Raw genomic sequence first — 26541 nt, 5'->3', positions numbered from 1 at the left:
GAGCACGGATATGTACCGCAAGCTGTCCTTCTACATCGACGGCGAATTCATCGAGGGCGAGGGCGGTCCCGGCGGCGAGGTGATCAACCCGGCCAGCGGCCAGATCATCGGCCGCCTGCCGCACGTGGGCGCCGCCGAACTGGACCGCGCCATCGCCGCCGCCGAGCGCGCCTTTCCCGCCTGGCGGCGCACGTCTCCGCTGGCGCGGTCCGACCTGCTGCGGCAGGTGGCGGCGCTGGTCCGCGCGCGCGCCGCGCGGATCGCGCGCGACATCACGCTGGACGAAGGCAAGCCGCTGGCTGAAGCCATGGTCGAGGTCGAGTCCTGTGCCGAGCATGTGGAGTGGCACGCGGAGGAATGCCGCCGTATCTACGGCCGCGTGATTCCGCCGCGCCAGCCCGACGTGAGGCAGTTCGTGGTGCGCGAGCCGATAGGCGTGTGCGCGGCCTTCTCGCCATGGAACTTTCCGTTCGCGCAGGCCATCCGCAAGGTGGCCGCCGCGCTGGCGGCCGGCTGCACGCTGATCCTGAAAGGGCCCGAGGAGTCGCCCAGCGCGGTGGTCGCGATCGCCGAGCTGTTCCACGATGCCGGTTTTCCGCCGGGCGTGCTCAACATCGTCTGGGGCGATCCCGCGGCGATTTCCCGTCATCTGATCACCGCGCCGGCCGTGCGCAAGATTTCCTTCACCGGATCGGTGCCGGTGGGCAAGCAACTGGCCGCGCTGGCCGGCGCGCACATGAAGCGGATGACGATGGAGCTGGGCGGCCATTCTCCGGTCCTGGTGTTCGCCGATGCCGACATCGACCGGGCGGCGGCGATGCTGGCGCGCTTCAAGCTGCGCAATGCCGGCCAGGTGTGCGTGTCGCCGACCCGCTTCTACGTCCAACGGGCCGCCTATCCGCGCTTTCTGGATGCTTTCGCGCAGGCCATGGCCGAGACCCGGCTGGGCGACGGCCTGGAAGAGGGCACGCAGATGGGGCCGCTGGCCAACCCCCGCCGCGTGGCCGCGATGGCGGCGCTGGTCGAAGACGCGGTGGGCCGGGGCGGCCGCATCGTGACCGGCGGCGGCCAGCGCGAGGGGCAGGGCTTTTTCTTCGCTCCGACGGTGCTGACGGACCTGGCTGACGATGCGCGCATCATGCAGGAGGAGCCCTTCGGCCCCGTGGCGCCGGTGGTGCCCTTCGACACCGAGGACGAGGCCTTGCGGCGCGCCAACGCGCTGCCGTTCGGCCTGGCCTCGTACGTCTTCACCGAATCGCTGAAGACGGCCGCGCGCGTGGCCGACGGGCTGGAGGCCGGCATGGTGAACATCAACCATTTCGGCATGGGTCCGGCGGAAATCCCCTTCGGCGGGATCAAGGACAGCGGGGTGGGAACCGAGGGCGGCACCGAGACCTTCGACGGGTATCTGGTGACCAAGTTCATCACCCAGGTCTAGGTTTCCCCGGGGCCGGTGCGCAGCATCCGGATGGCGAGCTCGCAGGCCGGGTGCCGCTCGGCCGCGCGCAGCAGGATGGCGCCTATCTGCTGGGGCGGCAGCGCCAATCCTTCCACGCAGGACAGCGTGCCCGCTTCCACCAGACGCCGGGCCTCGCTGCGCGGCGCTAGCGCCAGCAACGGCTGGGTCTCCACCAGCCGGACGTCGCCCGGTCCCAGCGTGGACACGATGCCGGGCGCGGGCGGGGTCAGGTTCTCGGCCAGGAACGCCTGTTCCACCAGATGGTGGGCGAAGGTGCCCGGCGGGGGCAGCACCCAGGCCTGACCCGACAGTTCCTCCAGGCTGGCCGTCCTGCCCGCCAGGGGATGATGGCGGCCGCACACGACCGCATAGCTCTCGATATATAGCGGGTGGTATTCGAAGTCGGGCAGGCGGAATCCCGCGTCGCAGCGCCCGAACGCCATGTGGATGGACTTGGCCGCGAGTTCGCTGTGCATTTGTTCGCGCGTGCCGTGGCGCAGGCTGACGTGCACGCCGCGTTCGGCCAGGGCATAGGGCAGGGCGGTCGCCACCACCGCCTCGGCGATGCGCGTCAGGCCCAGGCCGAGCGGCGAGTCGCCGGCGCGGCCGCGCCGGGCGGTATCGCGTTCCAGGTCTTCCACGTTGCGCAGGATCGCGCGCGCCCGTTGCAGGGTGGCCTTGCCGGCCGGCGTCCAGGCCAGGCCGTCGGGCGTGGGCTCGAACAGCGGGTCCTGCAGGATGTCGCGCAGGTCGCGGATGGCCTTGGAGACGGCGGGCTGGGTGATGTGCAGCAACTGGGCCGTGCGGGTAACGCTGCCGAGTTCGCCCAGCATGACGAGCAGGCGCAGGTGACGCAGGGTGAGTCGGCGAATGAGGTCGCTCATGGGCATAAATCGCGGGTTATGGGCGGCACTGTGCTTTTCATTATCCGGGCGGCGGCCGGCTCCCTAGAATGAGTGCTCCATTCTGCTTTGGAGACGATGATGCTCACCCGGCGCCACTTCCTCAGTGCTGCAGCGACATCCATGATGACCTGCCGTGCGGCGCGTAGTCAACCGGCCACGAGGCTCCGGCTGCTGGTGGCGGGACCTGCCGGCGGCGCGGTCGACGTGGCCGCGCGCATGGCCGGCGACCAATTGCGCGGCGCCGGCTATCTGGCCATCGTAGAGAACCATGCCGGGGCCGCCGGACAGATCGGCGTCGAGGCTTTGCTGCGCTCGCCCGCCGATGGCGGCGCCGTGCTGATCACCCCGCCGGGCGTGTTCACGATCGCGCCGCGCATCAACGCGAGCCTGGGCTACAAGATGAGCGACGTCGCCAGCCTGACCACGCTGTGCGGCTACCAGTTCGGCTTGGCGGTCGGCGCTGCCGCGCCGGCGCGGACCATGGCCGATTTCCTGGCCTGGGCCAAGGCTCACCCGGGCGAGGCGTCCTACGGTACGCCGGGCGCGGGCACCGAACCGCATTTCATTGGCACCGAGATCGAACGCCTGTCGGGCGTGCCGCTGATCCATGTGCCCTACCGGGGCGGGGCGCAGGCGCTGAACGACATCTCCGGCGGCCATCTGCCGGCCGTGATCTCGGCCCTGCCCAACCTGGTCACGCCCTACAAATCCGGCAAGGTCCGGGTGCTGATGATGACCGGCACGCGGCGCAGCCCCTTCATGCCCGACGTTCCCACGGTGGCGGAATCCGGATTTGCCGATCTTGCCAGCGATCTGTTCTACGGCGCGTACACGCAGGCGACGGTGCCGGCCCCTGTCCGGCAGGCCCTGGTCCGGGCTCTCGTCAAGGCTTGCCAGGCGCCGGCCTACCGGGAAGGGCTGGAGCGCATGTCGCTCGATCCGCTGTCCTTGTCCAGCCAGGAGCTCGATGCGTCCATGCGCGCGATGGACGCCAAGTGGGCCGCGGTGGTCAAGCGTACCGGCTTCTCGCTGGAGAAATGACGCCATGGCCGAGCCCACCAATGTCCTGGTGCTGCTGTCCGACGAGCACAACCCCTGGGTAGCGGGGTTCGCCGGCCATCCTTGCGTGCGCACGCCCAACCTGGACCGGTTGGCACGCCGGGGTACGGTGTTCGAGCGCGCGTGGACGCCCAGTCCGCTGTGCGTGCCCGCGCGAGCCAGCCTGGCGACGGGAAGGTACGTGCACGATCACCGCTATTGGGACAACGCCATCGCCTACGACGGCCGCGCGCGCTCCTGGATGCAGGAGGTGTCCGAGGCCGGCCTGCTGGCCGAGTCCATCGGCAAGCTGCATTTCCGGCGCGCCGAAGACCCCACCGGTTTCCGGCGCCAGTGGCTGCCCATGCACATCCCCGGCGGCGTCGGCCAGGTCTGGGGATCGGTGCGCAATCCGTTGCCGGATACGCCCATGCCTTCGGGGATGTTCAAGTCCCTGGGCGCGGGCGAGTCCACCTACAACGAATACGATCGAACGGTGGGCGCCACGGCCTGCGAATGGCTGCGCACGCACGCTGCCGATCCCGCGCCGTGGGCCTTGTTCGTGGGCATGGTCGCGCCGCATTTTCCGCTGGTCGTGCCGGAGCGCTACCTGCGCCGCGTGCTGGAGGATCCGCTGTTCGACGACTGCCTGCCGGAGCCGGCCGTCGCGCGCCATCCGTGGGTCAGGAGGTCGCTGGCCTACATCGATCACGCGGCCGCGCTGGAAGGGCCCGAGCGCGTCCGGCTGGCCGTGGCGGCCTACTTCGCGCTGGTCGAGTTCATGGACGAGCAGATGGGCGCGGTGCTCGACACGCTGGAGTCGACCGGGCTGTCGGCCCGGACCACGGTGATCTATACGTCCGACCATGGCGACAACCTGGGCGCCCGCGACTTGTGGAACAAGGGCACCTTGTATCGCGAGGCTTCGGGCATTCCTCTCGTGCTGGCCGGCCCTGGTGTGCCGGCCGGACACCGGTGCCGCACCGATGCCAGCCTGGTGGACGTGTATCCCACCGTGCTCCAGGCGATGGGCCTGCCGCCGGCCGCGGCCGCGTTGCCCGGCCGTTCGCTGCGGGATCTGGCCTTGGGAGCGGACGATCCCGATCGCGTCGTCCTGGGCGAATACCACGGCGTTGGATCGCCCAGCGCCGCCTACTACCTCGTGCGCGGCCGCTACAAGTACCACCACTACGTGGACTATGGCCCCGAGCTGTTCGATATCGTGGCCGATCCGCACGAACGCACGGATCTTGCCGCCCGTCCCGAAATGGCCGCCACCGTGCATGCCATGCGCACCGCGCTGTGCGAGCGGCTCTATCCCGAAGAGATCGACCGGCTCGCCAAGCGCGACCAGGACGATCTGGTCCGCCAGGCCGGCGGCCGCGAAGCCGCGCTCGGCACCGGGCACCGCGGCGCCACGCCTGTTCCTCAATCCGTCACCGAAGGCCTGCATTCATGAGCGCATCGATCTCCAATCAGCACACCGTGGGCGATGCCCTGGTCCAGTACCTGCACGAACTGGGCGTACGGCAGGCCTATGGCGTCCTGTCCATCCACAACATGCCGTTGCTCGATGCGCTGGGGCGCGACGGGCGCATCCGCTACATAGGCGCGCGCGGCGAAGCCGGCGCCGTGGGCATGGCCGATGCTTGCGCCCGCGCCACGGGTGCGTTGGGTGTGGCCTTCACCAGCACGGGCACCGGCGCCGGCAACGCGGCCGGCGCGCTGGTCGAGGCCTGGACCGCCGGCACGCCGCTGCTGCACATTACCGGTCAGGTCGCGCTGCCCTATCTGGACCGGGGCCGCTCCTATGTCCACGAGGCCAAGGATCAGCTCAGCATGCTGCAAGCGGTATCCAAGGCGGCGCTGCGCGTATGGTCGGCCGAGACGGCCATGGCCACGATCCAGGAGGCGGTCCGGCTGGCGCTGACCGCGCCCACGGGGCCGGTCAGCGTAGAGATTCCCATCGACCTGCAGGGTGCCCTGGTCGACGTGCAGCCGCCGCCGGCGCCGCCGTTCCTGGCGCCGGTCGAGCCCGACGACGCGGCCGTGGACCGGTTGGCCGACCTGCTGGCGGACGCCCGGCGGCCGGTCCTGTGGATAGGCGGCGGCGCCCGCCATGCCCGCGCCGAGATCGCCCGGCTGCTGGACCTGGGCTTCGTGGCCGTGACCACCCTGCAGGGCAAGGGCGCGGTGCCCGAGGACGATCCGCGTACGCTGGGGGCCTTCAACGGCCAGCCCGCCATCGAGGCTTTCTATCAGAGCTGCGACGCGATGCTGGTCGTGGGTTCGCGGCTGCGGGTGCCGGAAACGCTGACCCATACGCTGCAATTGCCGCGCACGCTGGTCCAGATCGACGCGGATCCGTTGGCCGAACAGCGGGCCTATCCGACCTCGTTGTTCGTGCGGGGCGATGCGCGCCTGACGCTGGCCCGGTTGGCCGACAGGCTGACGGGCCGCTTGCGGGCCGATGCCGGGCTGGCGGACGAGGCCGCGCGCGCCAGGCAGCGCGCCCAGGCCACGATGCGCGGCGCCATCGCGCCCTACGACCGCATCGCCGACGTCTTGCAAGCCGTGTGCGGCCGTGACTTCGGCTGGGTGCGCGACGTCACCATCTCCAACAGCACCTGGGGCAATCGCCTGATGCAGGTCTTTGCGCCGGGGCAGGGCATCCACGCCGTGGGCGGTGGAATCGGCCAGGGGCTGGCCATGGCCATCGGCGCGGCCACGGGCCGGCCGGACCGCAAAACCTGGCTGCTGGCCGGCGACGGCGGGTTCATGCTGAACCTGGGCGAACTGGCCACCGCGGTCCAGGAGCGCACCGGCATCGTCATGCTGGTGATGAATGACGGCGGCTACGGCATCCTGCGCAACCTCCAGGATGCGGACTACGGCGGCCGCCGCTATTACTGCGACCTGCACGGCTTCGAACTGGGCGCCCTGGCGCAATCGGTCGGCATGGACTACATCGCGGTGCGCGACCTGGACGGCCTGGAGCGCGTGCTGCGCGATGCGGCCGGCCGCGATGCGCCGGCCGTGCTGGTGGAGTTCGACATGCGCGCCATCGGGCCTTTCGCCAAACCCTTCTCGGGGCCGCCGCTGGCGCGTGGCTGACGCCCCGCGATGGGCTCAATCGGGCGTCAGCCGCGTGTTGCTCGGCTGGCGCCGCTCGATGCTCCACTTCAGCAGCGCAGCGCATCGATAGATGCCGTGCGCGAACTTGCCGTAGGGCAGGGTCAGGAACAAGGCCATGACCACGCCCAGGTGCACGGCCAGCAGCAGGCCCATGGCGCCGGTGTCGCGCAGGGCCAGCAGCGCGAGGCCGGTCAGGCTGGTCAGGAACAGCAGGCAGATGAAGCCGCGGTCCATGGGGCGCTGGTCGGGATCGCCATGTGCCGGATGGCGGCGCAGGTTCAGCCACAGCAGGCCGGCCGGCCCGATCAAGAGGCCGATGCCGCCCGCGGTGCCCAGCAGCACGGGCAGGCTGGTCAGCGGATACGGCGCGTGCAGCCCCAGCGCGTAGTGGTAGAGCGTGGCCACGCAGGTGGCGGCGAAGCACAGCATGAAGCCATAGAAGGTGAAATGGTGGAAGCGGCGCCGCGCCAGCGTGAACGCGTCGTCCGTTTCATTGCAGCCCTTGCCGTGTCCGCCGTCCAGGTACTTCAGGCGCAGCGCGTCGTGCGCGGCCTCGGCCACGGCCGGCGCGGTGGGCGAGCCGGGCGAGACGTTCCGCCAGAAGCGCGTCACGCCCACTCCCAGCGCGACGATGGCCAGCACGAATACCGTGCCGAACATCGCCACCAGCAGGTTGTGGGGGAAGATGGCATAGAAATCGCCGGCAAGCGGCGCGTGCAGGATGCCGCCGTTCATGGCGGCGGCCAGCACCAGGAACAGCGCCAGCGCGAACGCCGTCGCCAGGGCCAGCGTGACGCCGTTGTGCCGGTACAGGCGTCCCAGGACTCCTGGCCAGGCGTAGTCGCCGTAGGTCTGCACGCGCACCTTGGCCATGGCGCGGGGCACGTTGACGCCGAATTCGTTCGGTGGCGCGTATTGGCAGGCGTGCAGGCAGGCGCCGCAGTTGTGGCACAGGTTGGCCAGGTAGTGCACGTCGGCCTTGCCGAATTCCAGCCTGCGCATCATGGCCGGGAACGTCGCGCAGAATCCCTCGCAATAGCGGCAGGCATTGCATATTTGCAGGACGCGGGCCGCTTCGTTCTCGTCGGCGGTCAGCGCGGTCGAACAGGCGCCGCCTTGCGCGGCGGCCTGGGTCCGCCATTGGATCGGCACGGCCTGTACGCCGGCCGCCAGGGTTTGCGCGTCGTGCGCGAGATGCTCAAGCTGCTTCAAGATCGGGTGCTCCGTGAATACGAGGGTGCCGCGCGGCCTCGGCGGCGCGGGTGCCGGCGATGCGGCCGAAGGCCGTGCCGATGGACATGCCGACGCCGGCGGTATAGCCCTTGCCCAGCACATTGCCGGACATCATTTCGCCGGCGCAGAACAGATTCGGGCTGGGACGCCCGCCGAAGTGCACGGCCGCGTTCTCGTCCACCTTGGTGCCGAGATAGGTGAAGGTGATGCCGGGGCGCAGCGGATAGGCGAAATAGGGCGGCGTATCCAGCGGCCGGGCCCAGTGCGTCTTGACGGGCGAGATGCCTTCCGTGCGGCAGTCGTCCATGATGGTGTGGTCGAAGTGTTCGCCCCGGCAGGCGGCGTTGAATTCCCGCACCGTCTGTTCCAGGCGGGTTTCGTCCAGCCCCGTCAGCCGCGCGAGCTCGGGCAGGCTGTCGGCCCGGATGCCGTTGAACACCGGCGGCATGAAGCGTCCGACCGCCTTGGCATCGATGATGGAATAGGCGATCTGGCCTGGCTGGAAGGCGACCAGCCGGCCCCAGATCGCATAGCGCTTGGGCCAGAAGTCCTCGCCTTCGTCGTAGAAGCGCTGGGCGTCGCGATTGACGACGATGCCCAGCGACACGCAGTCCAGGCGGGTGCAGATGCCGCCGTCGTACAGCGGCGAGCGCGCGTCGATGGCGACGCAATGGGATTGCGTGGGGTCGCCGGTCATGTCGGCGCCGGCGTCGATCATGAACTTCAGCAAGGCGCCCTGGTTGTACCGGGTGCCGCGTATCAGGAAGTTGTCCGCCGGCCATTCGCCCCGTTCGTTCTGGCCCCAGGCTTCGCGCATCCATTGCAGGTTGGACTCGAAGCCGCCGCACGCCATGACACAGGCGCGCGCGGGGATGCGTTCGTCCCCGGCCAGCGCCGCGACGAAGCGATCGCCGTCCAGTTCCAGCGCATGCACCGGCGTGCCGTAGCGGATTTGCACGCCCAGGTTCTCGGCGCTGCGGTAGTAGGCATTGACCAGCGCCCGGCCGCCGCCCATGAAGAAGGCGTTGGTGCGGGCGATGTGCAAGGTGCCGGACAGCGCGGGCTGGAAGTTCACGCCATGCTTGCGCATCCAGTCCCGGCAACTGGACGATGCCCGGATCACCAGGCGCGCCAGCTTCTCATCGGTGATGCCGCCGGTGACCTTGAGCAGGTCCTGCCAGAATTCCTCTTCCGGGTAGCTGTCGACCAGCACGTCTTCCGGACCGTCGTGCATGCAGCGCAGGTTGCGCGTGTGCTGCGAATTGCCGCCGCGCCATTCCTTGGGCGCCGCTTCCAGCAGCATGACGCTGGCGCCCGCCTCGCGGGCCATCAGGGCCGCGCACAAGGCGGCGTTGCCGCCGCCGATGACCAGGACATCTGTCATTCCGCTTTCCTATCAGTGAGGAGTCACTGTAGGCGGGGCGGCCGCGCCGGGCTAGACGGCGCGTGGGCAATAGGTATTCACGATTCGTGAATGGTGGCGCCCGGCCAATGGCCGTCGCGCACCAGCGTGCGCATCAGGTCGGCCAGCACCACCCGCGCGGCCAGCGCCGCGGGGGACAACTCGTCGTCCGAGACGCTGGTGACGACGTTGCGCCGGAACAGGTACGGGTCGTCCAGCGGATACAGGCACAGGCGCCCTTCATGCATCCCGCCGGCGGCGACACCGGGCTGGATGGTGGCGATGGGCGCGTCGATCACGGTGTTCATCAGCGTGGTCAGGCCGTCGATCTCCAGCGCGATGTCCGGCTCGACGCCCGCGCGGTCGAAGGCGGCATCGACCAGGATGCGCAGGCCGTGCGTCTTGCTGGGCATGGCCAGCGGCAGCCGCGCCGCTTCCGCCACCGTCATCGGCTGGCGGGGCTGGCGGTCGGATACGAGATCGGGCCGGGCCACCACGAACAGCTTTTCGTCCAGCAGGGGCAGGACGCTCCAGTGCCGGCCGCTGTCGGTCTGGAACAGCACGGCCAGGTCCAGCAGGCGGGCGTTCAGCAAGCCCGCCAGATGGCCGGACAGGCTTTCCACCAGATGCAGCCGCACGTCGGGATAGCGTTCCTGCATGGCGGCGATGAAGGGGCGGGCCAGCAGCGATGCCGTCGACGGCGCGAAGCCTATGCTGACCGCGCCTGACAGCCGGGCCTCGCGCGCCGCGACCACGGCCTGGTCGGCGTGGCGCAGCGCCATCTGCGCCTGCCGCCAGAAAGCCAGCCCCGCGTCGGTGGGGATGACGCCGGTGGCGGTGCGCTGCAGGAGCCGGGTGGCCAGCTCGCCTTCCAGGCGGCTGATCTGCTGGCTCAGGGCGGAGGGCACCAGCCCCAGTTCGCGCGCGGCGCGGCCCATGCTGCCCAGCTCGACGACGCGGACGAAATAGCGGAGTTGGCGCAGTTCCAAGGTCGGATCAGTCCTCTGCCAGCAACCGATAGAGCGATGACCCCGACCGCATCTGCGGCTGGCCGTCCACCGTCGAGAATTCGAGCTCGACCAGGTCGCGCCCATGATTGACGGGCACCTGTATCGTCATCCTGGCGCGGTCGTCGCCATCGGGGCGCAGCAGCTGGCCGTCGTTCCACATCACGTATCCCGGCAACTCGGGCAGCGCGCTCAGCGAGGCGATGCCATCGCCCAGGACCAGCGCCACCGACTCGGGCGATTCGTTGGTCGGTTCCCAGCGCGTGCCCAGGCGGGCTTGCCAGGCGGCGGACAGCGGCGGCAGCGGCGCCAGGCGCTGGCCCACGGACATGGTCAGCCGGTAATGTCCCCAGCCTGCCGGCACGCGCTGGATCATGTAGTGCTTGCCGTCCAGCGTCAGCCAGCGGTAGCTGTTCCCCGAAGGCGCGTCGTTCCACCACCAGCCGTCGGCGCGCAGGGTCAGGCCCGTGGCGATCGGGTCCCAGGCGCCGGCCTTCCTGTGCAGCACGTCGATCGTGCCCGCACTGGCGGCCTGTACCTTGTATGGTCCTTCGTAATTGGCATAGATGCCCGCCAGGCCGGCGGCATCGATGGACGGCGACGCCGCCGCGGGGATGCCTTCCAGCGCCGCCGGCACGGCCGGAATCGCGCGTGTGGCGGCCAGGGCCCGCAGCAGCACGCCTTCGGCGATGCGCAGCGGCCCGTAGGTGGTGCCGGCCCCCGTCAGCAGCAGGGCCATGCGCTGGTCGGGCAGCACGAAGAACTCGGTCGAGAAGAAACTCGTGCCGCCGTTCTTCTGCCAGGCCTTGATGCCGACACTGTCCAGGCCGGGCTGCCGCACCGAGTCCCAGCCCAGGCCCCAGCGCCATTCGGGACAGGGGTTGATGCGCAGGCCCGTGGTCTGGTCGGTGCCCATTTCCTGGATGGCTGCCTGCGATACCAGGCGCCTGCCCTGGTGCATGCCCAGGTCCAGGAACATCTGCGCCAGCCGCATCATGTCGCCGGGCGTGGAGGCCAGGCCGCCGGTGGCGTAGGCCGATACGAATTCCTGCCCCATGCGCCGCCCTTCGTAGACAGGGTGCACGAAACTGCCTTCGGGGAAGGCCTGTACCGGGTAGGCGGAATGGCCCATGCCCAGGGGTTCGAGGATCTCGCGCCGGACGAACTCGGCGTACGGCTGGCCCGTGACCGCGGCCACCAGGTTCTCGACCATCGTGAAGCCGTCGTTGCAATAGACGGCCAGTTCCCCCGGCTGGTGCTTCAGGTGGAAGTAGGCCAGGCCGTCCTCGGTGTCTTGCGCGTAGCCGGCGATGGGCTCGAACGCGAAGATGTTGCGCCAATTGGTGCCGGGCAGCCCGGACGAATGGCTGAGCAGATGGCGCAGCGTGATCTGGCCGTACTCGCTGGACAGCATCGAGAAGCCGGGCAGATAACGGGCGATGGGCGCGTCCAGCGCCAGCTTGCCCCGGTCGCACAGCACCATGGCGGCCAGCGCGGCCAGCACCTTGCTGACCGAGCCGATATTGAAGCGGGAATCGATGGTGGCGGCGACGTTGCCCTGGGGATCCGCGACGCCGAAGGCTTCCTGCCAGATCACGCCTTCGCTGGTCATCAGCGCGACCGAGACCGCGGTGGCCTGATTCTTCTGCACGGCCTGGCGGATGGCGTCCCGCCCCCACTGGATGGCCTCGGACAGCCGGCCGGCGTCGGGCTTGGGGTCGTCGCCGCCGCAGCCGGGCAGAGCATGGAGCAGGGCGCCGGCGCCGGCGAACTGTATCCAGTGGCGGCGCGAGGGGGAAAGCAGGGGGGCGGCCGTGGCCGGTTGCGCCCCGGTGGGGCAATCCAGATTCAGTTTCTTTGAATGCATCTCGATTACCCCCAGGTGGCCGACTATCGGGAAAATGATTCTATCCCGGCTCGACCGTACGGAGGGGGTGTGTATGTCTTATATAAGATATAAGACAGTTGCGGCTCGCCGCCGCTAGTCCTACAATCCCGGCGATCGCCCTCAATCCCTTCATACCGGGACACCTCCAATGCTTGAATCCTACCGTCAACACGTTGCCGAGCGGGCCGCGCTTGGCATCCCCCCGCTGCCGCTGTCCGCGCAGCAGACCGCCGATCTGATCGAACTGATCAAGAACCCGCCCAAGGGCGAGGAACAGACGCTGCTGGATCTGCTGACCCACCGCGTGCCCGCCGGCGTGGACGATGCCGCCAAGGTCAAGGCCTCCTACCTGGCCGCCGTCGCCCTGGGCAAGGAAGCCTGCCCGCTGATCGATCGCGCCAAGGCCACCGAGCTGCTGGGCACCATGCTGGGCGGCTACAACATCAGCGCGCTGATCGAGCTGCTGGACGACGCGCAGGTCGGCACCATCGCCGCTGACGGCCTGAAGAAGACCCTGCTGATGTTCGACGCCTTCCACGACGTCAAGGAAAAGGCCGACAAGGGCAATGCCAACGCCAAGGCCGTGCTGCAAAGCTGGGCCGATGCCGAGTGGTTCACCAGCCGCCCCGAGGTGCCGCAAAGCCTGACGGTGACCGTGTTCAAGGTGACCGGCGAAACCAACACCGACGACCTGTCGCCGGCTCCCGACGCCTGGAGCCGCCCCGACATTCCGCTGCATGCGCTGGCCATGCTCAAGAACCCGCGGCCTGGCATCGAGCCGCAGGAACCGGGCAAGGTCGGTCCGCTCAAGCTCATCAACGAACTGAAGGGCAAGGGCCACCCGGTCGCCTACGTCGGCGACGTGGTCGGTACCGGCTCCTCGCGCAAGTCGGCCACCAACTCCGTGCTGTGGTGGACCGGCGAAGACATCCCCTTCGTGCCGAACAAACGCTTCGGCGGCGTCTGTCTGGGCGGCAAGATCGCTCCCATCTTCTACAACACCATGGAAGATGCGGGTGCGCTGCCGGTCGAGCTGGACGTCTCCAAGATGGAGATGGGCGACGTCATCGAACTGCGCCCCTATGAAGGCAAGGCCCTGAAGAACGGCGAAGTGGTCTCCGAGTTCGAGATCAAGTCCGACGTGCTGTTCGACGAAGTGCGCGCCGGCGGCCGCATTCCGCTGATCATCGGCCGCGGCCTGACCGCCAAGGCGCGCGAGGCCCTGGGCCTGCCGCCCTCGACCCTGTTCCGCCTGCCCAAGAACCCGGCCGACACCGGCAAGGGCTACACGCTGGCCCAGAAGATGGTCGGCCGCGCCTGCGGCCTGCCGGAAGGCAAGGGCATCCGCCCGGGAACCTACTGCGAGCCGCGCATGACCTCGGTCGGCAGCCAGGACACCACCGGCCCCATGACCCGCGACGAGCTGAAGGACCTGGCCTGCCTGGGCTTCTCGGCCGACCTGGTGATGCAGTCGTTCTGCCACACCGCCGCCTATCCCAAGCCCGTGGACGTCAAGACGCACCACACGCTGCCCGAATTCATGAGCAATCGCGGCGGCATCTCGCTGCGTCCGGGCGACGGCGTCATCCACTCGTGGCTGAACCGCATGGTGCTGCCCGACACCGTCGGTACCGGCGGCGACTCGCACACCCGCTTCCCCATCGGCATCAGCTTCCCGGCCGGCTCGGGCCTGGTTGCCTTCGCCGCCGCCACCGGCGTCATGCCGCTGGACATGCCGGAATCCGTGCTGGTCCGCTTCAAGGGCAAGCTGCAGCCCGGCGTCACGCTGCGCGACCTGGTCAACGCCATTCCCTACTACGCGATCCAGCAGGGCCTGCTGACCGTCGAGAAGAAGGGCAAGAAGAACATCTTCTCGGGCCGCATCCTGGAAATCGAAGGACTGCCCGACCTGAAGGTGGAACAGGCCTTCGAACTGTCGGACGCCTCGGCCGAGCGTTCTGCCGCCGGCTGCACGGTGCGCCTGAACAAGGAACCGATCATCGAATACATCAACAGCAACATCACGCTGCTGAAGTGGATGATCGCCAACGGCTATGAAGACGAGCGCTCGATCGGCCGCCGCATCAAGGCCATGGAAGCCTGGCTGGCCAACCCGCAACTGCTGGAACCCGATGCCGACGCCGAATACGCCGCCGTCATCGAGATCGACCTGGCCGACGTGCACGAACCCCTGGTCGCGTGCCCGAACGACCCGGACGACGTCAAGACCCTGTCCGACGTGGCCGGCGCCAAGATCGACGAAGTGTTCATCGGCAGCTGCATGACCAACATCGGCCACTTCCGCGCGGCATCCAAGCTGCTCGAAGGCAAGCGCGACATCCCGGTCAAGCTGTGGGTCGCTCCGCCCACCAAGATGGACCAGCAGCAACTGACCGAGGAAGGCCACTACGGCGTCCTGGGTTCGGCCGGCGCCCGCATGGAAATGCCGGGCTGCTCGCTGTGCATGGGCAACCAGGCCCAGGTCCGCGAAGGTGCGACGGTGATGTCGACCAGCACCCGCAACTTCCCGAACCGCCTTGGCAAGAACTCCAACGTGTACCTGGGTTCCGCCGAGCTGGCCGCCATCTGCTCGCGCCTGGGCCGTATCCCGACCAAGGAAGAGTACATGGCCGAGACCGGCGTCCTGGCCGAGCACGAGAAGACCATCTACCGCTACATGAACTTCGACCAGATCCCTGATTTCAAGGATGTGGCCGATTCGGTCGGTGTGTGATCGCCACAGGTGATGATGGACGGCCCGTCGGGCTGTCCGGCAGTGCTGAAAAGCGCCCCGTATGGGGCGCTTTTTTCGTTCATGGCAAATCGGTGATGAGGGCGAAGAGGAGGTTTTGCGCAGCGTCGATCTGTGTGACGAAAGTGGGTGAGCTATCATTGCCTGGGCCCAATGATGTTCAAGAATATGCGCACTCAAGACTATCCCATCGATCGCAGCATAGGCTTCCTGCTCGGCAGGACCTTCCGCCGCCTGCGCCCGATCATGGAACAGCAGATCAACAGCGCCGGGATCTCGTATGGCATGTGGTTCTTTCTGCGCGCCCTGTGGGAAAAGGACGGCGTCAGCCAGCGCGAGATCGCCGAGATGGTGGGGCTGACCCAGCCCACCGCGTGGGCGGCGCTGCGCAAGCTCGAGGCGCAGAAGATGGTCACGCTGCAGCCCGACTCCGAGGACAAACGCAAGGTGCTGGTGTACCTGACCGAGAAGGGCAGGAGCCTGGAGGAAGTGCTGCTGCCTCGCGTCGAGAACATCAACGAGGTGGCCTTGCAGGGCATCAGCAAGACCGACCTCGCGACCTTCATGCGGGTGCTGGGCCGGATAGAGACCAATATCGGACCCGGGGAGTGAGGCCAGGCCCGAGGGCCTCGCGGGTCAGATGGCGTTGATGACGCCGCCGTCCACCTGCAGTGCCGTACCGTTGATGTACGAGGCCCGTTCGGAACAAAGAAAGGCGACGGCTCCCGCGATGTCCTCCGGCTGCCCGAAGCGGCCCACGGGAATGCCCGCCAGCTTGCCCGCCGTGTAGGCCTGGCTGTCCGCCGCCAGGTCCTGGCCGCCCTTGAAGCGGTCGGTCATGATGCGTCCGGGCACGATGGTGTTGAGCAGCACGCCGTCGCCGGCCACTTCCTTGGATAGGTACTTGAACAGTCCATTGACGCCCGGCCGGGTGGCCACCGAGGTCACCAGGTCGGGTATCGGTTCGCGCACCGCCCGCGACTGCACGGTGACCACGCGCCCCCAGCCGCGGGCCCGCATGCCAGGCAACGTGCGGGTCAACAATCTGAAGGCGGCGATGACCGACATTTCGAAGGCGTCGCGCAGGTCCTGTTCGGTGATGGCATCGAAGCCGCCGCGCTTGGGTGAGCCGCCGATGGAGACGAGGATGTCGATGCCGCCGTGCCGCCGTTCGGCAGCATCGACCAGCGCGTCGATGTCCCGCGCCGAGGTCAGGTCCGCGGGGATGGCGGTGACTTCGCCGCGCGCCGCGGCCCGGACTTTCTCGGCGGCCAGTTCCAATTGCTGGCGTCCACGCGCGCACATGACGACGTTCGCGCCCTGGCTGGCCAGTTCCATCGCACAGGCCTTGCCTATGCCCTTGCTCGAAGCCGTGATCAATGCCGTGCGTCCCGCGATTCCCAGATCCATGGTGTCATCCTTGCGATGGGGTGGTTGGCCGCGAGCCGGTCATGCCGACAGGCTGCGGTCCAGAAACGTGCGATCCCAGACGTCTTCCAGCCGCAGCGGCGGGCGCGAGCCGTCGGCATACAGGTCGATGACCCGTTGCACGCCGGCCGCGGACGGATGGGGTTGGCGCTGGAAGCGCCGGGAATAGAAGTCGTGCACGGCCAGCGCCTGCGCGTGGTCCAGGAAGCCCAGGTGACGCTGCACGCTGGCCAGGACCCGTTGCGGCTGGTCGTTGAACAGTTCGATGGTGCGCACGTAGGCGGTCACGGCTCGCTGCACGAGGTCGGGGTGCGCCCGGGCGTAGCGCCGGGTCGTGGCGACAATGGGACCCTGGAACTGCAGTTCCTCGCCCAGATCGGCCAGACGGTGCAGGCCGAAGGCGACCGAACCGGCGACGCCGTAGTCGGCGGTCAGCACACCGGCGGCGATGCGGTCATCCTGCAAGGCGCGGTAGATGGCGGGATAGGTACCCAGTTCCACCAGTTCCACGTCGGCGCGAGGCAACGCCCATTTGTCCAGCATGGCGGCGGCGCTGACGCCGGTCTGCCCGGCGGCGCTGAGTACGCCGATCTTCTGCCCCGCCAATTCACGCGGTCCGCCGATGCGGGCGGCGCCGAGCAGGTACATGGCGTTGGTCTGTTCGGCCGCCAGCAGGATGACCGGGTCATGGCCTTCGTAGACGGCCTGCACCAGCGGCACCGCGCCGAATTCGGCCAGGTCGTATTCCCCGGCGACGAGGCCGCGCACGCCCTCGGGCCCGGCGGTTTCCTCGCGCGCGATGACCAGCTCCAGTCCCTGTTCGCGGAAGACGCCGGCATCGCGGCCGATGACGCCCAGGCTTTGCGCCGTCGAGCGCAGGCCCAGCGCCAGCCGCACGGTGGGCAGCGGCGTCATCGTCCGGCTCCGTCGAAGATCGCGACCGCGCAGCCGGTGTCCCAGGCCTCGATCGGCTCGTAGGCCAGCGTACGGGGGCGACGGTCATGGGCCGCGCCCATGGCGGTCACCCACAGCCGCACTTCCCAGGCGCCGAAGCCCGCCTCGTCCAGCCGGGCGGGGGGAATGGACAGGATCGCGTCCAGGTCGCCCCGGTCCAGCATGGACAGAAACTCGCGGTCGAACGCCTCGTCCAGCCGATCGGCCTCGGCGGCGCCGGGCGCGTGGGACAGCCCGCCCGAGCCCAGCACGCCCACGCGCAGGCCGCTGGCGTCGATGGCGGCGCGGATGGCGCGGCCCAGCTCATGGCAGCGGGGCAGGGACATCAGCGGCGGTACCTGGCAGTTCATCATGACCCAGACGACGGGAACATCGAATGCCGGCGTGACCAGCGAGAGCGGAACGATGACGCTGTGTTCCAGCTCGGTCTGCGCGGCGCCCGCGGGTTCGATGCCCCGGCCATAGGCGTGCCGCATGATCAGGTCCGCCAGGCCCGGCGCCCCGGGAACGTCCATCCTGGGCATGCCCAGCCAGTCTTCCACCGGGCCGCTGTAGCGCTCGTTCAGCGAGACGCAGCAGGCGGGCATGTTGCCCATGAAGAAGTTGGAGAAATGATCCGGCGCGATCACCACCATCGCGTCCAGCCTGGCCGCGGAGGCCGCCGTCTTCAAGGCGGCCGCGGCATTGAGGAAGGCCTGCCGCTGCACGGCGGGGGCGGCCTGAGTGAAGGCGGCGATGCCGGGCGCATGGCTCATCGCCGCGGCGAATTCTAGGGATCCCATTCAAGCCTCGCTGTGGCCGTCGAGCCGGTAGTCGCTGGAGAAATGGCGCGCGCCCTTGAGCGGGGCCAGCGCGCGTTGATAGTCGGTGCGGGACAGGCCGGCCATGCGCGAGTACGGCGCGAGCAGCAGGGGGTGGACGCCCATCAGGTAGAGCCCGGCCAGATCCCCGCCGGCCAGGGCGTCGCGCTCCGCCTCGGTCAGGCCGGCATCCCGCAGCGCGGCGTGGGGGTCCGTGCGCAGCAGCGCGGCGCGGGGCTTGTCGTGCTTGAGTTCGAAGATCACTCTCTGGACCGCGTAAAGACTCATGGCGCCATCCCGAAATTAATTAGATAGCAATCTAAATTGTTTGGTGTATAGTGTCAATCAACATCGGAGCCGGGAGGTACCCGTGAGCGCGATTCACCCAGGTGGTCATCCGTGGCGGCTAGGCGCCAGCGAAAGCGCCGCCTTGTTGCGGGCCGGCCGGCTGACCAGCGTGAAGCTGGTCGAATCCGTCCTGGAGCGGATAGGGGCGGGCAATGCGGCGCTCAATGCCGTCGTCGCGCAGGTCGATGCGGAGTCCCTGCTGACCCAGGCCCGCGCCGCCGACCGGCGCTGCGCGGCGGGCAATCCCGGCGGCGCGCTCGACGGCATCCCGCTGACGGTCAAGGACAATCTCTGGGTGCGGGGGCTGCCGGCGACATGGGGCGTGGAGGCGCTGGCCGCCTTCGTTCCCGATCATGACGAACCGGTGGTGGCCCGCGTGCGCGAGGCGGGCGCGATCATATTGGGCAAGACCAACGTCCCGCCCATGGCCCTGGCGGCCACGACCGGCAATGGCGTGTACGGCCCGACGCGCAATCCCCTGGACCCGGCCATGACGCCGGGCGGCTCCAGCGGCGGTGCCGGCGCCGCGCTGGCGTCGGGCATGGGCGCGCTGGCGCTGGCGACCGACGCGGGCGGATCGATACGGCGGCCAGCGGCCTATACCGGCACCGTCGGCTTCAAGCCTTCGGCCGGCGTGGTGCTGTCGTCCTCCGGTTTTCCCCGCACGTCGCTGGATTTCCAGGTGGTCGGCCCCATGGCGCGGTCGGTGGAGGACTGTGCCCTGATGGCCACGGCGATCGCCGTCGACGCGTCGCGTTTTTCCGGAGCCGGGCAGGCGGCCCGGCCCGAGTCCTGGCTGCGCGCGCGGGCGCAGGCCCGGCGGGCGCGCATCGTGGCCGTCTTGCCGCCTGACCAGGGGCAGGAGCCCGTGGTCACGGCCGCGCTGAACGAATGCGTGGAGCGCCTGGCGCGCGCGGGCCATCGGGTCGTCTGGCAGCCGATGCCGTACTCGGTCGCGCAGGTCGACGCCTTCTGGCTGGAGCTCATTCCGCATGGCGTGCGCGCCGCCATCGGCGAACTCGGCCTGGACGAGTCCGCGCTGCCGGCCGCCCTGCGGGATCTCGCGCGGCGTTCGTCGGGCCCGTCGGCCGTGGACGTGTATCGCACCATCGCGCGCCTGCTCGATTGGCGGCAGCGCACGCGGGCGCTTTGGGCCGAGGCGGACGTGGTCCTGTCCCCGGCTTCTCCCTGTCTGGCGTGGCCGCTCGATGCGCCGTATCCGGCCACCATCGATGGCCTCGAGGCGTCGCCGCGGGCCGGCGCCCTGTACGCGACGTTCGCCAACGCGGCCGGGGCGCCGTCGATCTCGGTGCCTGTGCCGTGGCATGCCGGCATCGGCATGCAGTTGACCGGGGCGCCCGGCGATGACGCGCAACTGTTGGCCTGGGCGTGGGAATGCGAGCAGGCGATGTTGGCATGAACCGGTTTTGGTTTTTCTCTTAATAAAACGTTAGCTATCTAATCGATTGCGATGGCCAGCGTCTTGTCCGACAAGGAGGGGAAGGTGAGCGACAAGCAGGATGGTTCCGAACTCGTCCGCGGCGTGCCGCGAGGGTTGGAGCGGGGACTCAGGAACTACTGGTATCCCGTGATGCAAAGCGAGGAACTGCCCGCCGGCAAGCCGGTCGGCGTGCGGTGCCTGGACGAAGACCTGGTGGTGTTCCGCGACGGGGCCGGCGTGCCCGGAGTGTTGTTCGACCGGTGTCCGCACCGGTACGTGCGGCTCTCCAGCGGCCGGGTGCTGGATGGGCAGCTGCAGTGCGCCTACCACGGCCTGCGATTCGATGGCACGGGGGCGTGCACGCTGATTCCGTGGGACACGGAGGCCAGCGCCGGTCAGTTGGAGAAGGCGCGCGCCCGGTCCTATCCCTGTGCCGAACTGGGCGGCTACGTCTGGGCCTATATCGGGGACACCGACCGCTTCCCCGCGCCGCCCATCGAAACATGCGTGCCGGAAGAGCTCCTGCACCCCGACCGCTTCGTGCATTTCCGGCTACCCACCGAGGAATGGGACGCAAACTGGCTGTTGGTGATCGACGGCAGCGATGCCTATCACGCCGTCACGCTGCACATGGAGTCGCAGTATCACGAAGCCGTGGCGCGCTATCTGGGCGACGGGGAGGCGGGCGCCGCGCAGAAGCTGACGCCGCTGGAAGACCGACGGGTGAAGATCGTCGAGACCGACGGCCACGGCCTGCGCGGCATCTCCGTGGACCTGGAAGGGAACATGCTGGACCACGGACATGGCCTGGACAAGATCCAGGGCGAGCGCTTCAACCTGCCGGGCCTGGTGTCCAACGTGCTGCGGCCCAAGGCTGACGCCGCGCCCTATGTGTCGCGGCTGTTCCAGGTGCCCATCGACTATCACCGCACGCGGCTTTTCCGCTACGCGGCGTGGCGTGCCGACACGCCGGAAGCGCGCGAGCGGCTGGCGCAGCATTTCGAAAGCGTGGTCAAGCCCAGGCAGCTCAAGACCTCGGCCGAGGACCGCGAGATGGCGCGCGTGGCGGGCGATCTGGTGGAGTCCCGCGCGAACGAGATCCTGTTCGGCCCGGATCGAGACATGATCCGGATCAGGCGACGTATTGCGGCGGCGTTCGAGGCACAGCAGACTGACGGCCTTCGCGCGCCCGCCGACGAGCCGACGCCCGCGCCGGCCACTTTGGTGTTTCCGGTCTGAGCAGGGTAGTGGCGGTACCGTCTGGCGGCGGCGGTTCTGGTGGACCGCCGGCCGTGTCTTCCGAAGTGCACCCGGCTGCCCGCAGGGGAGCCGCATGGCGTCTAGCAGAGGTGGAGCATGAAGAAGCTTGTGGCAGTCCTGGGAATGGGAGTCGCGGCCGTGATGGCCTGTCCGGCGCATGCGCAGGGGCCTGACTATCCGGCACGAGCGGTAACGCTGGTAATGCCCTATAGCGCGGGGACTGGCATTGATACCGCCACGCGGGCGTTGGCCGAGAAGCTGCGCGCCGGCATGAAGGCGCCATTCATCGTGCAGAACAAGGTTGGCGCGGGAGGCAATATCGGCAGCGAGTTCGTCGCGCGATCGGCGCCGGACGGGTACACCTTGCTGGTGGTCGCCAATACGCTGGCCATGAACCCCAGCCTGTACAAGAACCTGCCCTACGATCCCGTCAAGGATTTCGCGTCCGTGGGCTTGTTGTTCAAGGGGGCGATGGTGCTCGTGGCATCCAGCAAGGTTCCGGCGCGCAATCTCTCGGAGTTCATCGCCGCCGCCGCGAAGGCGCCCGGCCAGTACAACTACGCGTCGTCCGGCGTTGGCACGCCGCAGCACCTGGCCATGGAACTGCTCAAGGAAGCGACGGGCATGAACATCGTGCACATTCCCCACAAGGGAGCGGGCGAGGCCGTGACGGCCATCGCCGGCGGACAGGTAGAAGTGGGTTTCGTACCCATCCAGTCGGCGCTGACGCAGATCGAGGCCGGCAAGATGCATGCCCTGGCGGTATCCAGCCCCGTGCGCCAGGCGGCCCTGCCCAACGTGGCGACCGTGGCCGAATCGGTGGGCAAGCCCTTCGACGTCGATCTCTGGTATGGGCTGTTCGCGCCGGCGGGTACGCCCCCGGCCATTGTCGACAGGCTGCATCGCCAGATGCAAGCGGCGTTGGCCGAGCCGGACATGCAGCAGAGCCTGAAGGCCCAGGGCATGACGAGCGCGGTCAGCACGCCGGCGGAGTTGAGCGCGCTGGTGCGCATGGACCTGGCACGCTGGACCCGCGTGATCGAGGCTCGAGGCATCGCAGCCAACTAATGCGCTTCTTCCACGCTTATCGTCTCAGTATGTGAGAAATTCCGTTGACGCCGGGTACCTGGCGCGGGATAGTTCGCCCAACAGGAATGAAACGCCATGGGTGGAACGAAACAATGGAATTGGGCGCATCGCTGCATCATCTGCATTTGACCTCGCCGGACCCGCAGCGGCTGGCGGATTTCTATGCCCGTACGCACGGGCTGGCCGCGCGCGTCGAAGACGGCCGCTGGGTGTGCGCGGCGCCGGGACGCACGCTCGTGCTGTCGGAAGGGCCGGCCAACCGGCTGGAACACGCGCTGTTCGGTTTCGCGGATGCCGGCCGCTGGCAGGCCTTCAAGGAACGGGTGGGCGCGCGGGCGACGATCGAGGTGCCGCCGCTGCCGGTGGCGTGCGATGAGGCACTGGCGGCGCGCGATCCCGACGGCAACCTGATCGTTTTCGCGCTGCGCCCCGGCACGCCGGCGGGCGTGCCGTCCCGCGACACGCTGCCCGGCGCTCATCTGCAGCACTTCGCGCTGCGTACCCTGGATCCCGCGCCGATGCTGGCCTTCTATGAGGGCGTGCTCGGCTTCACGCTGTCGGATCGCGTCCAGGACGACGAGGGCGTGCTGCGCGCCTGCTTCCTGCGCACGGAAAGCCTGCACCACGCGCTGGCGCTGTTCCGCGCCCCCGTGCGCTGCTTCGACCACCAGTCCTTCGAGACCATGTCGTGGGACGACATGAAGGCCTGGGGCGACCACATGGCCTCCATCCGCGAGACCATCGTCTGGGGCATCGGCCGCCATGGCCCGGGCAACGACGTGTTCTTCATGGTGCGCGACCCGGACGGCAACCTGGCCGAGATCTCGGCCGAGATCGAGGTCTGCCCGCCGGATCGTCCCGCGGGGGTGTGGGTGCACGAAGAGCGCACCCTCAACCTCTGGGGCAAGGCCATCATGCGCGATTGAGTCCATCGTGTCCGAACGCCTGCTGCGCATACTCGAGTCCTTCGACCTCAGCCGCCCGGTGCGCAAGCCGGCCCAGCTCATGGACGAGCTGGGCGTGTCGCGAGCCAGCATCTACCGGGACCTGAAGGCGCTGGAGGAAGCCGGCCTGCTCGAACGGGTGGCCGACCGGGGCTATGCGCTGGGACCGCTGATCGTCGAGCTGGATCGGCAGATCCGGCTGGCCGACCCGCTGCTGCAGGCATCCGGCACCTTGCTGCGCAAGCTGGCCGCGGAGACGGGCGGCACCGTGCTGCTGTGCCGCGTGCATGGCGACAAAGTCCTGTGCATCCACCAGGAGATGCCCTCGGATCCGGTCACGCCGGTCAGCTATGAGCGCGGCCGGGCGATGCCCTTGTACCGGGGCGCGACCTCCAAGGTGATCCTGGCGCACCTGCCCCGCGCCGAACTGGAGCGGTTGTGGAATCGGGACCGCGCCACCATCGTCGCGGCCGGCTTTCCGTCCGGCCTGCAGGGCTTCCTGGCCGAGCTCGAACCGCTGCGCGAGGCCAAGGCCTGCGTGACGCACAGCGAGGTCGACGCGGGCATGGCGGGCCTGGCGGTGGCGCTGCTGGACGGGCAGCGGGTGCTGGGCAGCCTCAGTGTCGTCATCCCGCTGGCCAGGCTGCCCGCCGCGCGCAGCAAGACCGTGCTGTCCAAGGTCTTCTCGGTCGCATCCTCCATCGAATCGACTCTCGAAAACGAACGTCTGCGGGCTCGCAGCAAAAGATAGCAATCATGCACGCAACCTCCCATTATCCGGTCATCGTCCTCGGTGCCGGCCCGACCGGCTTGACCCTCGCGAACCTGCTCGGAGGCTACGGCGTCCGCACGCTGCTGCTGGAACGCAATGCATCGACGGTGGATGAACCCCGCGCCGTGTCGATCGACGACGAGAGCCTGCGCACGGCCCAGGCGGCGGGTCTGATCGACGAGATCCTGCCGTCCATCGTCCAGGGCTACGGAGTCCATTACTTCTCGTGGTCGGGTCGCGAGTTCGCGCGCATCGAGCCGCAATCGACCGAATACGGCTATCCCAAGCGCAATGCCTTCCGGCAGGCCGTGCTGGCGGCGCAGTTGCGCGACGGGCTGCGGCGGTTTGCGCATGTCGAGACGAGGTTCCGGCACGAGCTGCGGCGCTTCGAGCAAATGGGCGACAAGGTGGTGCTGGAGATCGACCACGCCGGCACGCCGGTCACGCTGAGCTGCGACTGGCTGGTCGCGTGCGACGGCGGCCGCAGCGGCGTGCGCGAACAACTGGGGATTCCGCTGTCGGGCAACACCTTCGCCGAGAAGTGGCTGATCGTGGATCTGCTCGATCGCAAGACGCCTTTCCGCCATACGCGGACCTACTGCGATCCGGTCCGGCCGGCCATACGCCTGCCCGGCCCGCAGGGCACGGTGCGCTACGAGTTCATGCTGAAGGAGGGGGAGACCGCCGAGTACGTGCTGGACGAAGCCCGGCTGCGCGGCTGGATCCGTGAGCGCGAGCCGCTGGACGAGGACCTGCCCATCGCCCGCAAGGTGGTCTACACCTTCCATGCCCGCCTGGCCGAACGCTGGCGCGAGGGCCGGGTGCTGCTGGCGGGCGACGCCGCCCACCTGACGCCGCCGTTCGCGGGCCAGGGCATGAACAGCGGCGTGCGCGACGCCACGAACCTGGCGTGGAAGCTGCACGCCGTGGTGCGCGGGCTGTGCGGTCCGGCGTTGCTCGATACCTATGAGCAGGAACGCAAGCCCCACGCCTGGGCGCTGATCGAGATGGCGATACGCATCGGCCGCTACATGCAACCGAAGTCGCGGCTGGAAGCCATGGCCGCCCAATGGGCGCTCAAGCTGTGCAGCCTGTATCCGCCGGCGCGGGACTATGTCCTGCAACTGAAGTTCAAGCCCAAGCCGCGTTTCGGGGACGGTTTCTTCGTGCCCTGCCAGGCGCCGGACACGGCCATCAAGGCGGGGCAACTGATGCCGCAGCCTCGCGTGGAATGGCCCGGGGGCCGGCGGCGCCTGCTGGACGAGGCGCTCGGCCCCGGCTTTGCCTGCCTGTGCCGGGCGGGCCAGCCGCTGGATCCGGAGGTCGAAAGCTGGATGGCGTCGATGGGCGTGCGCCGGGTCGAACTGGTGCCCGCCGAGGATGACTTCCCCTGGCCCGAGACGCCGGAGCGCCTGGTCGTGCGGGACTGCGAAGGCGTCCTGGCGCGGGTGATGGCCGAGGCCGGCGCGCAGGCCATGCTGGTCCGGCCCGACCGCTATGTGCTTGCCTTCCTGTCGGGCGGCAAGGACGACGCGGCGCAACTGCGGGCGCTGCTGGCCCGCTACCGGGCGTAGCGGCGGGTTCCGCGCCCGGGGGAGCCGGGGCCTACCAGGCGATCTGGCTCATCGGATCGCCGTCTTCCTCGCGCCCCACCATCAGTTCTTCCGCGATCTGGTCCCGCACCCAGCGGTGCAGCGGACTCAGGTGCGTGCGGACGTGCCAGGCCATCGCGAACTCGAACTTGGGCAGCGTATAGGGCAGCGGATAGTTCTTGAGCGTGGACATCATGCCGCGCGCCAGCGAGGTCGGAAATACCGAGACGAAGTCCGTGTTGCGCAGCACGCGCTCGGCCACGAGAAAGCTCGGCACGGACACGACGGTCTGCCGCGACAGTCCCATTTCCTTCAGGATCTCGTCGGTGACGTCGTCGAACTCCCCGCCCAGGGGCAGCACGATGACGTGCCGCATGGCGACGAAGTCCTTGAGCGTCAGTTGCTTCTTCCGGTAGGGGTGATCCCAGCGCATGACGCAGACGAAGGTCTCGTCGTGCAGCGGGCGCACGTGCAGCCGGTCGGGAAAGGCCGAACGGCGCGAAATGACGAGGTCCACCTGGCCCGAGGCCATGTGCTGCTCGACGTCCGGCACCGTCGAGCGATTCGCGGTGACGAAGCCTATCTGCACGCCCGGCGCCATATCGGCCAGATTGCCGAACCACTTGGCCAGCCGGCACTGGGTCGCATCGTTGGTGCCGATCAGGATGCTGCCCTGCGCGGTCCTGGGATCGAAATGGTCAGGCTGGACGAGCGCCCGGAATCCGTCCAGCAGTTCGGACAGCCGGGGGGCAAGCTCCAGCGCGCGCGGCGTGGGCGTCATTCCGCGGGCGCCGGGGATCAGCAGCGGATCGTCGAACATGCGCCGCAGCCGCACCAACTGCGCGGATACGGCCGGCTGGCTGCTGTTGAGCTTGACCGCCGCCTTCGTGACGTTCAACTCGTTGAGCAGGGTCTCCAGGGTCAGGAGCAGGTTCAGGTCCACGCGGCCAACCATAATCCAATCCTTATGCCAACAATTCGACTTATTGATTTCAATTATGCCTTCAAAAGGCGCATTATTCCTACACGGTCAATCAAGCAATTAGCACATACCCTTGATTCAGGCTGAAAGATCAACGAGAAAAACGGAGTTC

Annotated in this window: 22 protein-coding genes; 12 read left to right on the top strand and 10 right to left on the bottom strand. The window is 68.6% G+C overall.

Translation table 11 applies throughout. From position 1 onward, the window contains the following. Nucleotides 1–10 precede the first annotated feature (10 nt). Nucleotides 11–1438, top strand: coding sequence for an NAD-dependent succinate-semialdehyde dehydrogenase (locus CDO46_RS21890; protein WP_087840717.1), 1428 nt, complete (start codon nt 11–13; stop codon nt 1436–1438). Here CDO46_RS21890 and CDO46_RS21885 read toward each other — a convergent pair. Continuing rightward, nucleotides 1435–2343 (bottom strand): LysR family transcriptional regulator, encoded by a 909-nt coding sequence (locus CDO46_RS21885; RefSeq protein WP_176400815.1) that lies wholly within the window; start codon nt 2341–2343, stop codon nt 1435–1437. The genes CDO46_RS21890 and CDO46_RS21885 overlap by 4 nt on opposite strands. A 141-nt stretch (nt 2344–2484) precedes the next feature. On the opposite strand from CDO46_RS21885, the gene CDO46_RS21880 reads away from it, so the two are divergent. Genes CDO46_RS21880 through CDO46_RS21870 form a run of 3 tightly spaced genes read left to right on the top strand, consistent with a single transcriptional unit; the run spans nt 2485 to nt 6516 of the window. Further along, nucleotides 2485–3405, top strand: coding sequence for a tripartite tricarboxylate transporter substrate-binding protein (locus CDO46_RS21880; RefSeq protein ID WP_176400814.1), 921 nt, complete (start codon nt 2485–2487; stop codon nt 3403–3405). 4 nt (nt 3406–3409) lie between these two features. After that, nucleotides 3410–4861 (top strand): sulfatase-like hydrolase/transferase, encoded by a 1452-nt coding sequence (locus CDO46_RS21875; RefSeq protein WP_087840714.1) that lies wholly within the window; start codon nt 3410–3412, stop codon nt 4859–4861. Beyond that, nucleotides 4858–6516, top strand: a complete 1659-nt coding sequence (locus CDO46_RS21870) for a thiamine pyrophosphate-binding protein (protein ID WP_087840713.1) — start codon at nt 4858–4860, stop codon at nt 6514–6516. The genes CDO46_RS21875 and CDO46_RS21870 overlap by 4 nt, the downstream gene beginning before the upstream one ends. A gap of 15 nt (nt 6517–6531) precedes the next feature. Here CDO46_RS21870 and tcuB read toward each other — a convergent pair whose 3' ends face one another. The 4 genes from tcuB to CDO46_RS21850 all read right to left on the bottom strand — a co-directional run bounded on the left by tcuB (nt 6532) and on the right by CDO46_RS21850 (nt 12046). Further along, nucleotides 6532–7749, bottom strand: coding sequence for a tricarballylate utilization 4Fe-4S protein TcuB (gene tcuB, locus CDO46_RS21865; RefSeq protein WP_087840712.1), 1218 nt, complete (start codon nt 7747–7749; stop codon nt 6532–6534). Next, complete coding sequence (gene tcuA, locus CDO46_RS21860) at nt 7736–9154, bottom strand: FAD-dependent tricarballylate dehydrogenase TcuA (protein WP_087840711.1); 1419 nt, start codon at nt 9152–9154, stop codon at nt 7736–7738. The genes tcuB and tcuA overlap by 14 nt, the downstream gene beginning before the upstream one ends. Nucleotides 9155–9231: 77 nt before the next feature. Then, the gene (locus CDO46_RS21855; protein ID WP_087840710.1) at nt 9232–10161 is read right to left on the bottom strand and encodes a LysR family transcriptional regulator; all 930 of its coding nucleotides are present in this window, start codon (nt 10159–10161) and stop codon (nt 9232–9234) included. Nucleotides 10162–10168: 7 nt separating this feature from the next. Then, nucleotides 10169–12046, bottom strand: coding sequence for a serine hydrolase (locus CDO46_RS21850; protein WP_087840709.1), 1878 nt, complete (start codon nt 12044–12046; stop codon nt 10169–10171). A 169-nt stretch (nt 12047–12215) separates the two neighbouring features. Between CDO46_RS21850 and acnB the strand changes: the two genes are divergently transcribed. After that, complete coding sequence (gene acnB, locus CDO46_RS21845; RefSeq protein WP_087840708.1) at nt 12216–14801, top strand: bifunctional aconitate hydratase 2/2-methylisocitrate dehydratase; 2586 nt, start codon at nt 12216–12218, stop codon at nt 14799–14801. Between the two features lie 186 nt (nt 14802–14987). Further along, on the top strand, nt 14988–15431 hold the full coding sequence (locus CDO46_RS21840) for a MarR family winged helix-turn-helix transcriptional regulator (RefSeq protein ID WP_165963315.1): 444 nt from the start codon (nt 14988–14990) through the stop codon (nt 15429–15431). A 24-nt stretch (nt 15432–15455) separates the two neighbouring features. On the opposite strand, the gene CDO46_RS21835 is transcribed toward CDO46_RS21840, so the two are convergent. Genes CDO46_RS21835 through CDO46_RS21820 form a run of 4 tightly spaced genes read right to left on the bottom strand, consistent with a single transcriptional unit; the run spans nt 15456 to nt 18289 of the window. Beyond that, nucleotides 15456–16229 carry an SDR family oxidoreductase gene (locus tag CDO46_RS21835; protein WP_087840706.1) on the bottom strand — a complete coding sequence of 258 codons (774 nt, stop codon included), beginning with the start codon at nt 16227–16229 and terminating at the stop codon, nt 15456–15458. Nucleotides 16230–16268: 39 nt separating this feature from the next. Then, the gene (locus CDO46_RS21830; protein WP_087840705.1) at nt 16269–17162 is read right to left on the bottom strand and encodes an ABC transporter substrate-binding protein; all 894 of its coding nucleotides are present in this window, start codon (nt 17160–17162) and stop codon (nt 16269–16271) included. Continuing rightward, nucleotides 17159–17983, bottom strand: coding sequence for a hypothetical protein (locus tag CDO46_RS21825; protein ID WP_087840704.1), 825 nt, complete (start codon nt 17981–17983; stop codon nt 17159–17161). The genes CDO46_RS21830 and CDO46_RS21825 overlap by 4 nt, the downstream gene beginning before the upstream one ends. Then, the gene (locus CDO46_RS21820; RefSeq protein ID WP_087840703.1) at nt 17984–18289 is read right to left on the bottom strand and encodes a hypothetical protein; all 306 of its coding nucleotides are present in this window, start codon (nt 18287–18289) and stop codon (nt 17984–17986) included. An 82-nt stretch (nt 18290–18371) separates the two neighbouring features. Between CDO46_RS21820 and CDO46_RS21815 the strand changes: the two genes are divergently transcribed. The 6 genes from CDO46_RS21815 (at nt 18372) to CDO46_RS21790 (ending at nt 25429) form a co-directional block, all read left to right on the top strand. Beyond that, a complete protein-coding gene (locus CDO46_RS21815; RefSeq protein WP_165963316.1) occupies nt 18372–19769 on the top strand; it encodes an amidase in 1398 nt (465 codons plus the stop codon). 84 nt (nt 19770–19853) lie between these two features. After that, on the top strand, nt 19854–21029 hold the full coding sequence (locus tag CDO46_RS21810) for a Rieske 2Fe-2S domain-containing protein (protein WP_165963317.1): 1176 nt from the start codon (nt 19854–19856) through the stop codon (nt 21027–21029). 117 nt (nt 21030–21146) lie between these two features. After that, nucleotides 21147–22118, top strand: coding sequence for a tripartite tricarboxylate transporter substrate binding protein (locus tag CDO46_RS21805; protein ID WP_087840700.1), 972 nt, complete (start codon nt 21147–21149; stop codon nt 22116–22118). 113 nt (nt 22119–22231) lie between these two features. Then, nucleotides 22232–23065 carry a VOC family protein gene (locus CDO46_RS21800; RefSeq protein WP_087840699.1) on the top strand — a complete coding sequence of 278 codons (834 nt, stop codon included), beginning with the start codon at nt 22232–22234 and terminating at the stop codon, nt 23063–23065. A 7-nt stretch (nt 23066–23072) separates the two neighbouring features. Beyond that, on the top strand, nt 23073–23834 hold the full coding sequence (locus CDO46_RS21795) for an IclR family transcriptional regulator (protein ID WP_243724657.1): 762 nt from the start codon (nt 23073–23075) through the stop codon (nt 23832–23834). A gap of 5 nt (nt 23835–23839) precedes the next feature. Then, entirely contained in the window at nt 23840–25429 is a 1590-nt protein-coding gene (locus CDO46_RS21790; protein ID WP_087840698.1) for a bifunctional 3-(3-hydroxy-phenyl)propionate/3-hydroxycinnamic acid hydroxylase, read from the top strand. Nucleotides 25430–25460: 31 nt separating this feature from the next. Here the strand turns inward: CDO46_RS21790 and CDO46_RS21785 are convergent, their stop codons facing one another. Then, nucleotides 25461–26402, bottom strand: a complete 942-nt coding sequence (locus tag CDO46_RS21785) for a LysR family transcriptional regulator (RefSeq protein ID WP_087840697.1) — start codon at nt 26400–26402, stop codon at nt 25461–25463. Nucleotides 26403–26541 lie beyond the last annotated feature (139 nt).

The sequence above is a fragment of the Pigmentiphaga sp. NML030171 genome, assembly GCF_002188635.1.
Taxonomy (GTDB): Bacteria; Pseudomonadota; Gammaproteobacteria; order Burkholderiales; family Burkholderiaceae_B; genus Pigmentiphaga; species Pigmentiphaga daeguensis.
The sequence above is the reverse complement of the archived record's forward strand: the minus strand, read 5'-3'. Positions and strand labels throughout refer to the sequence as shown.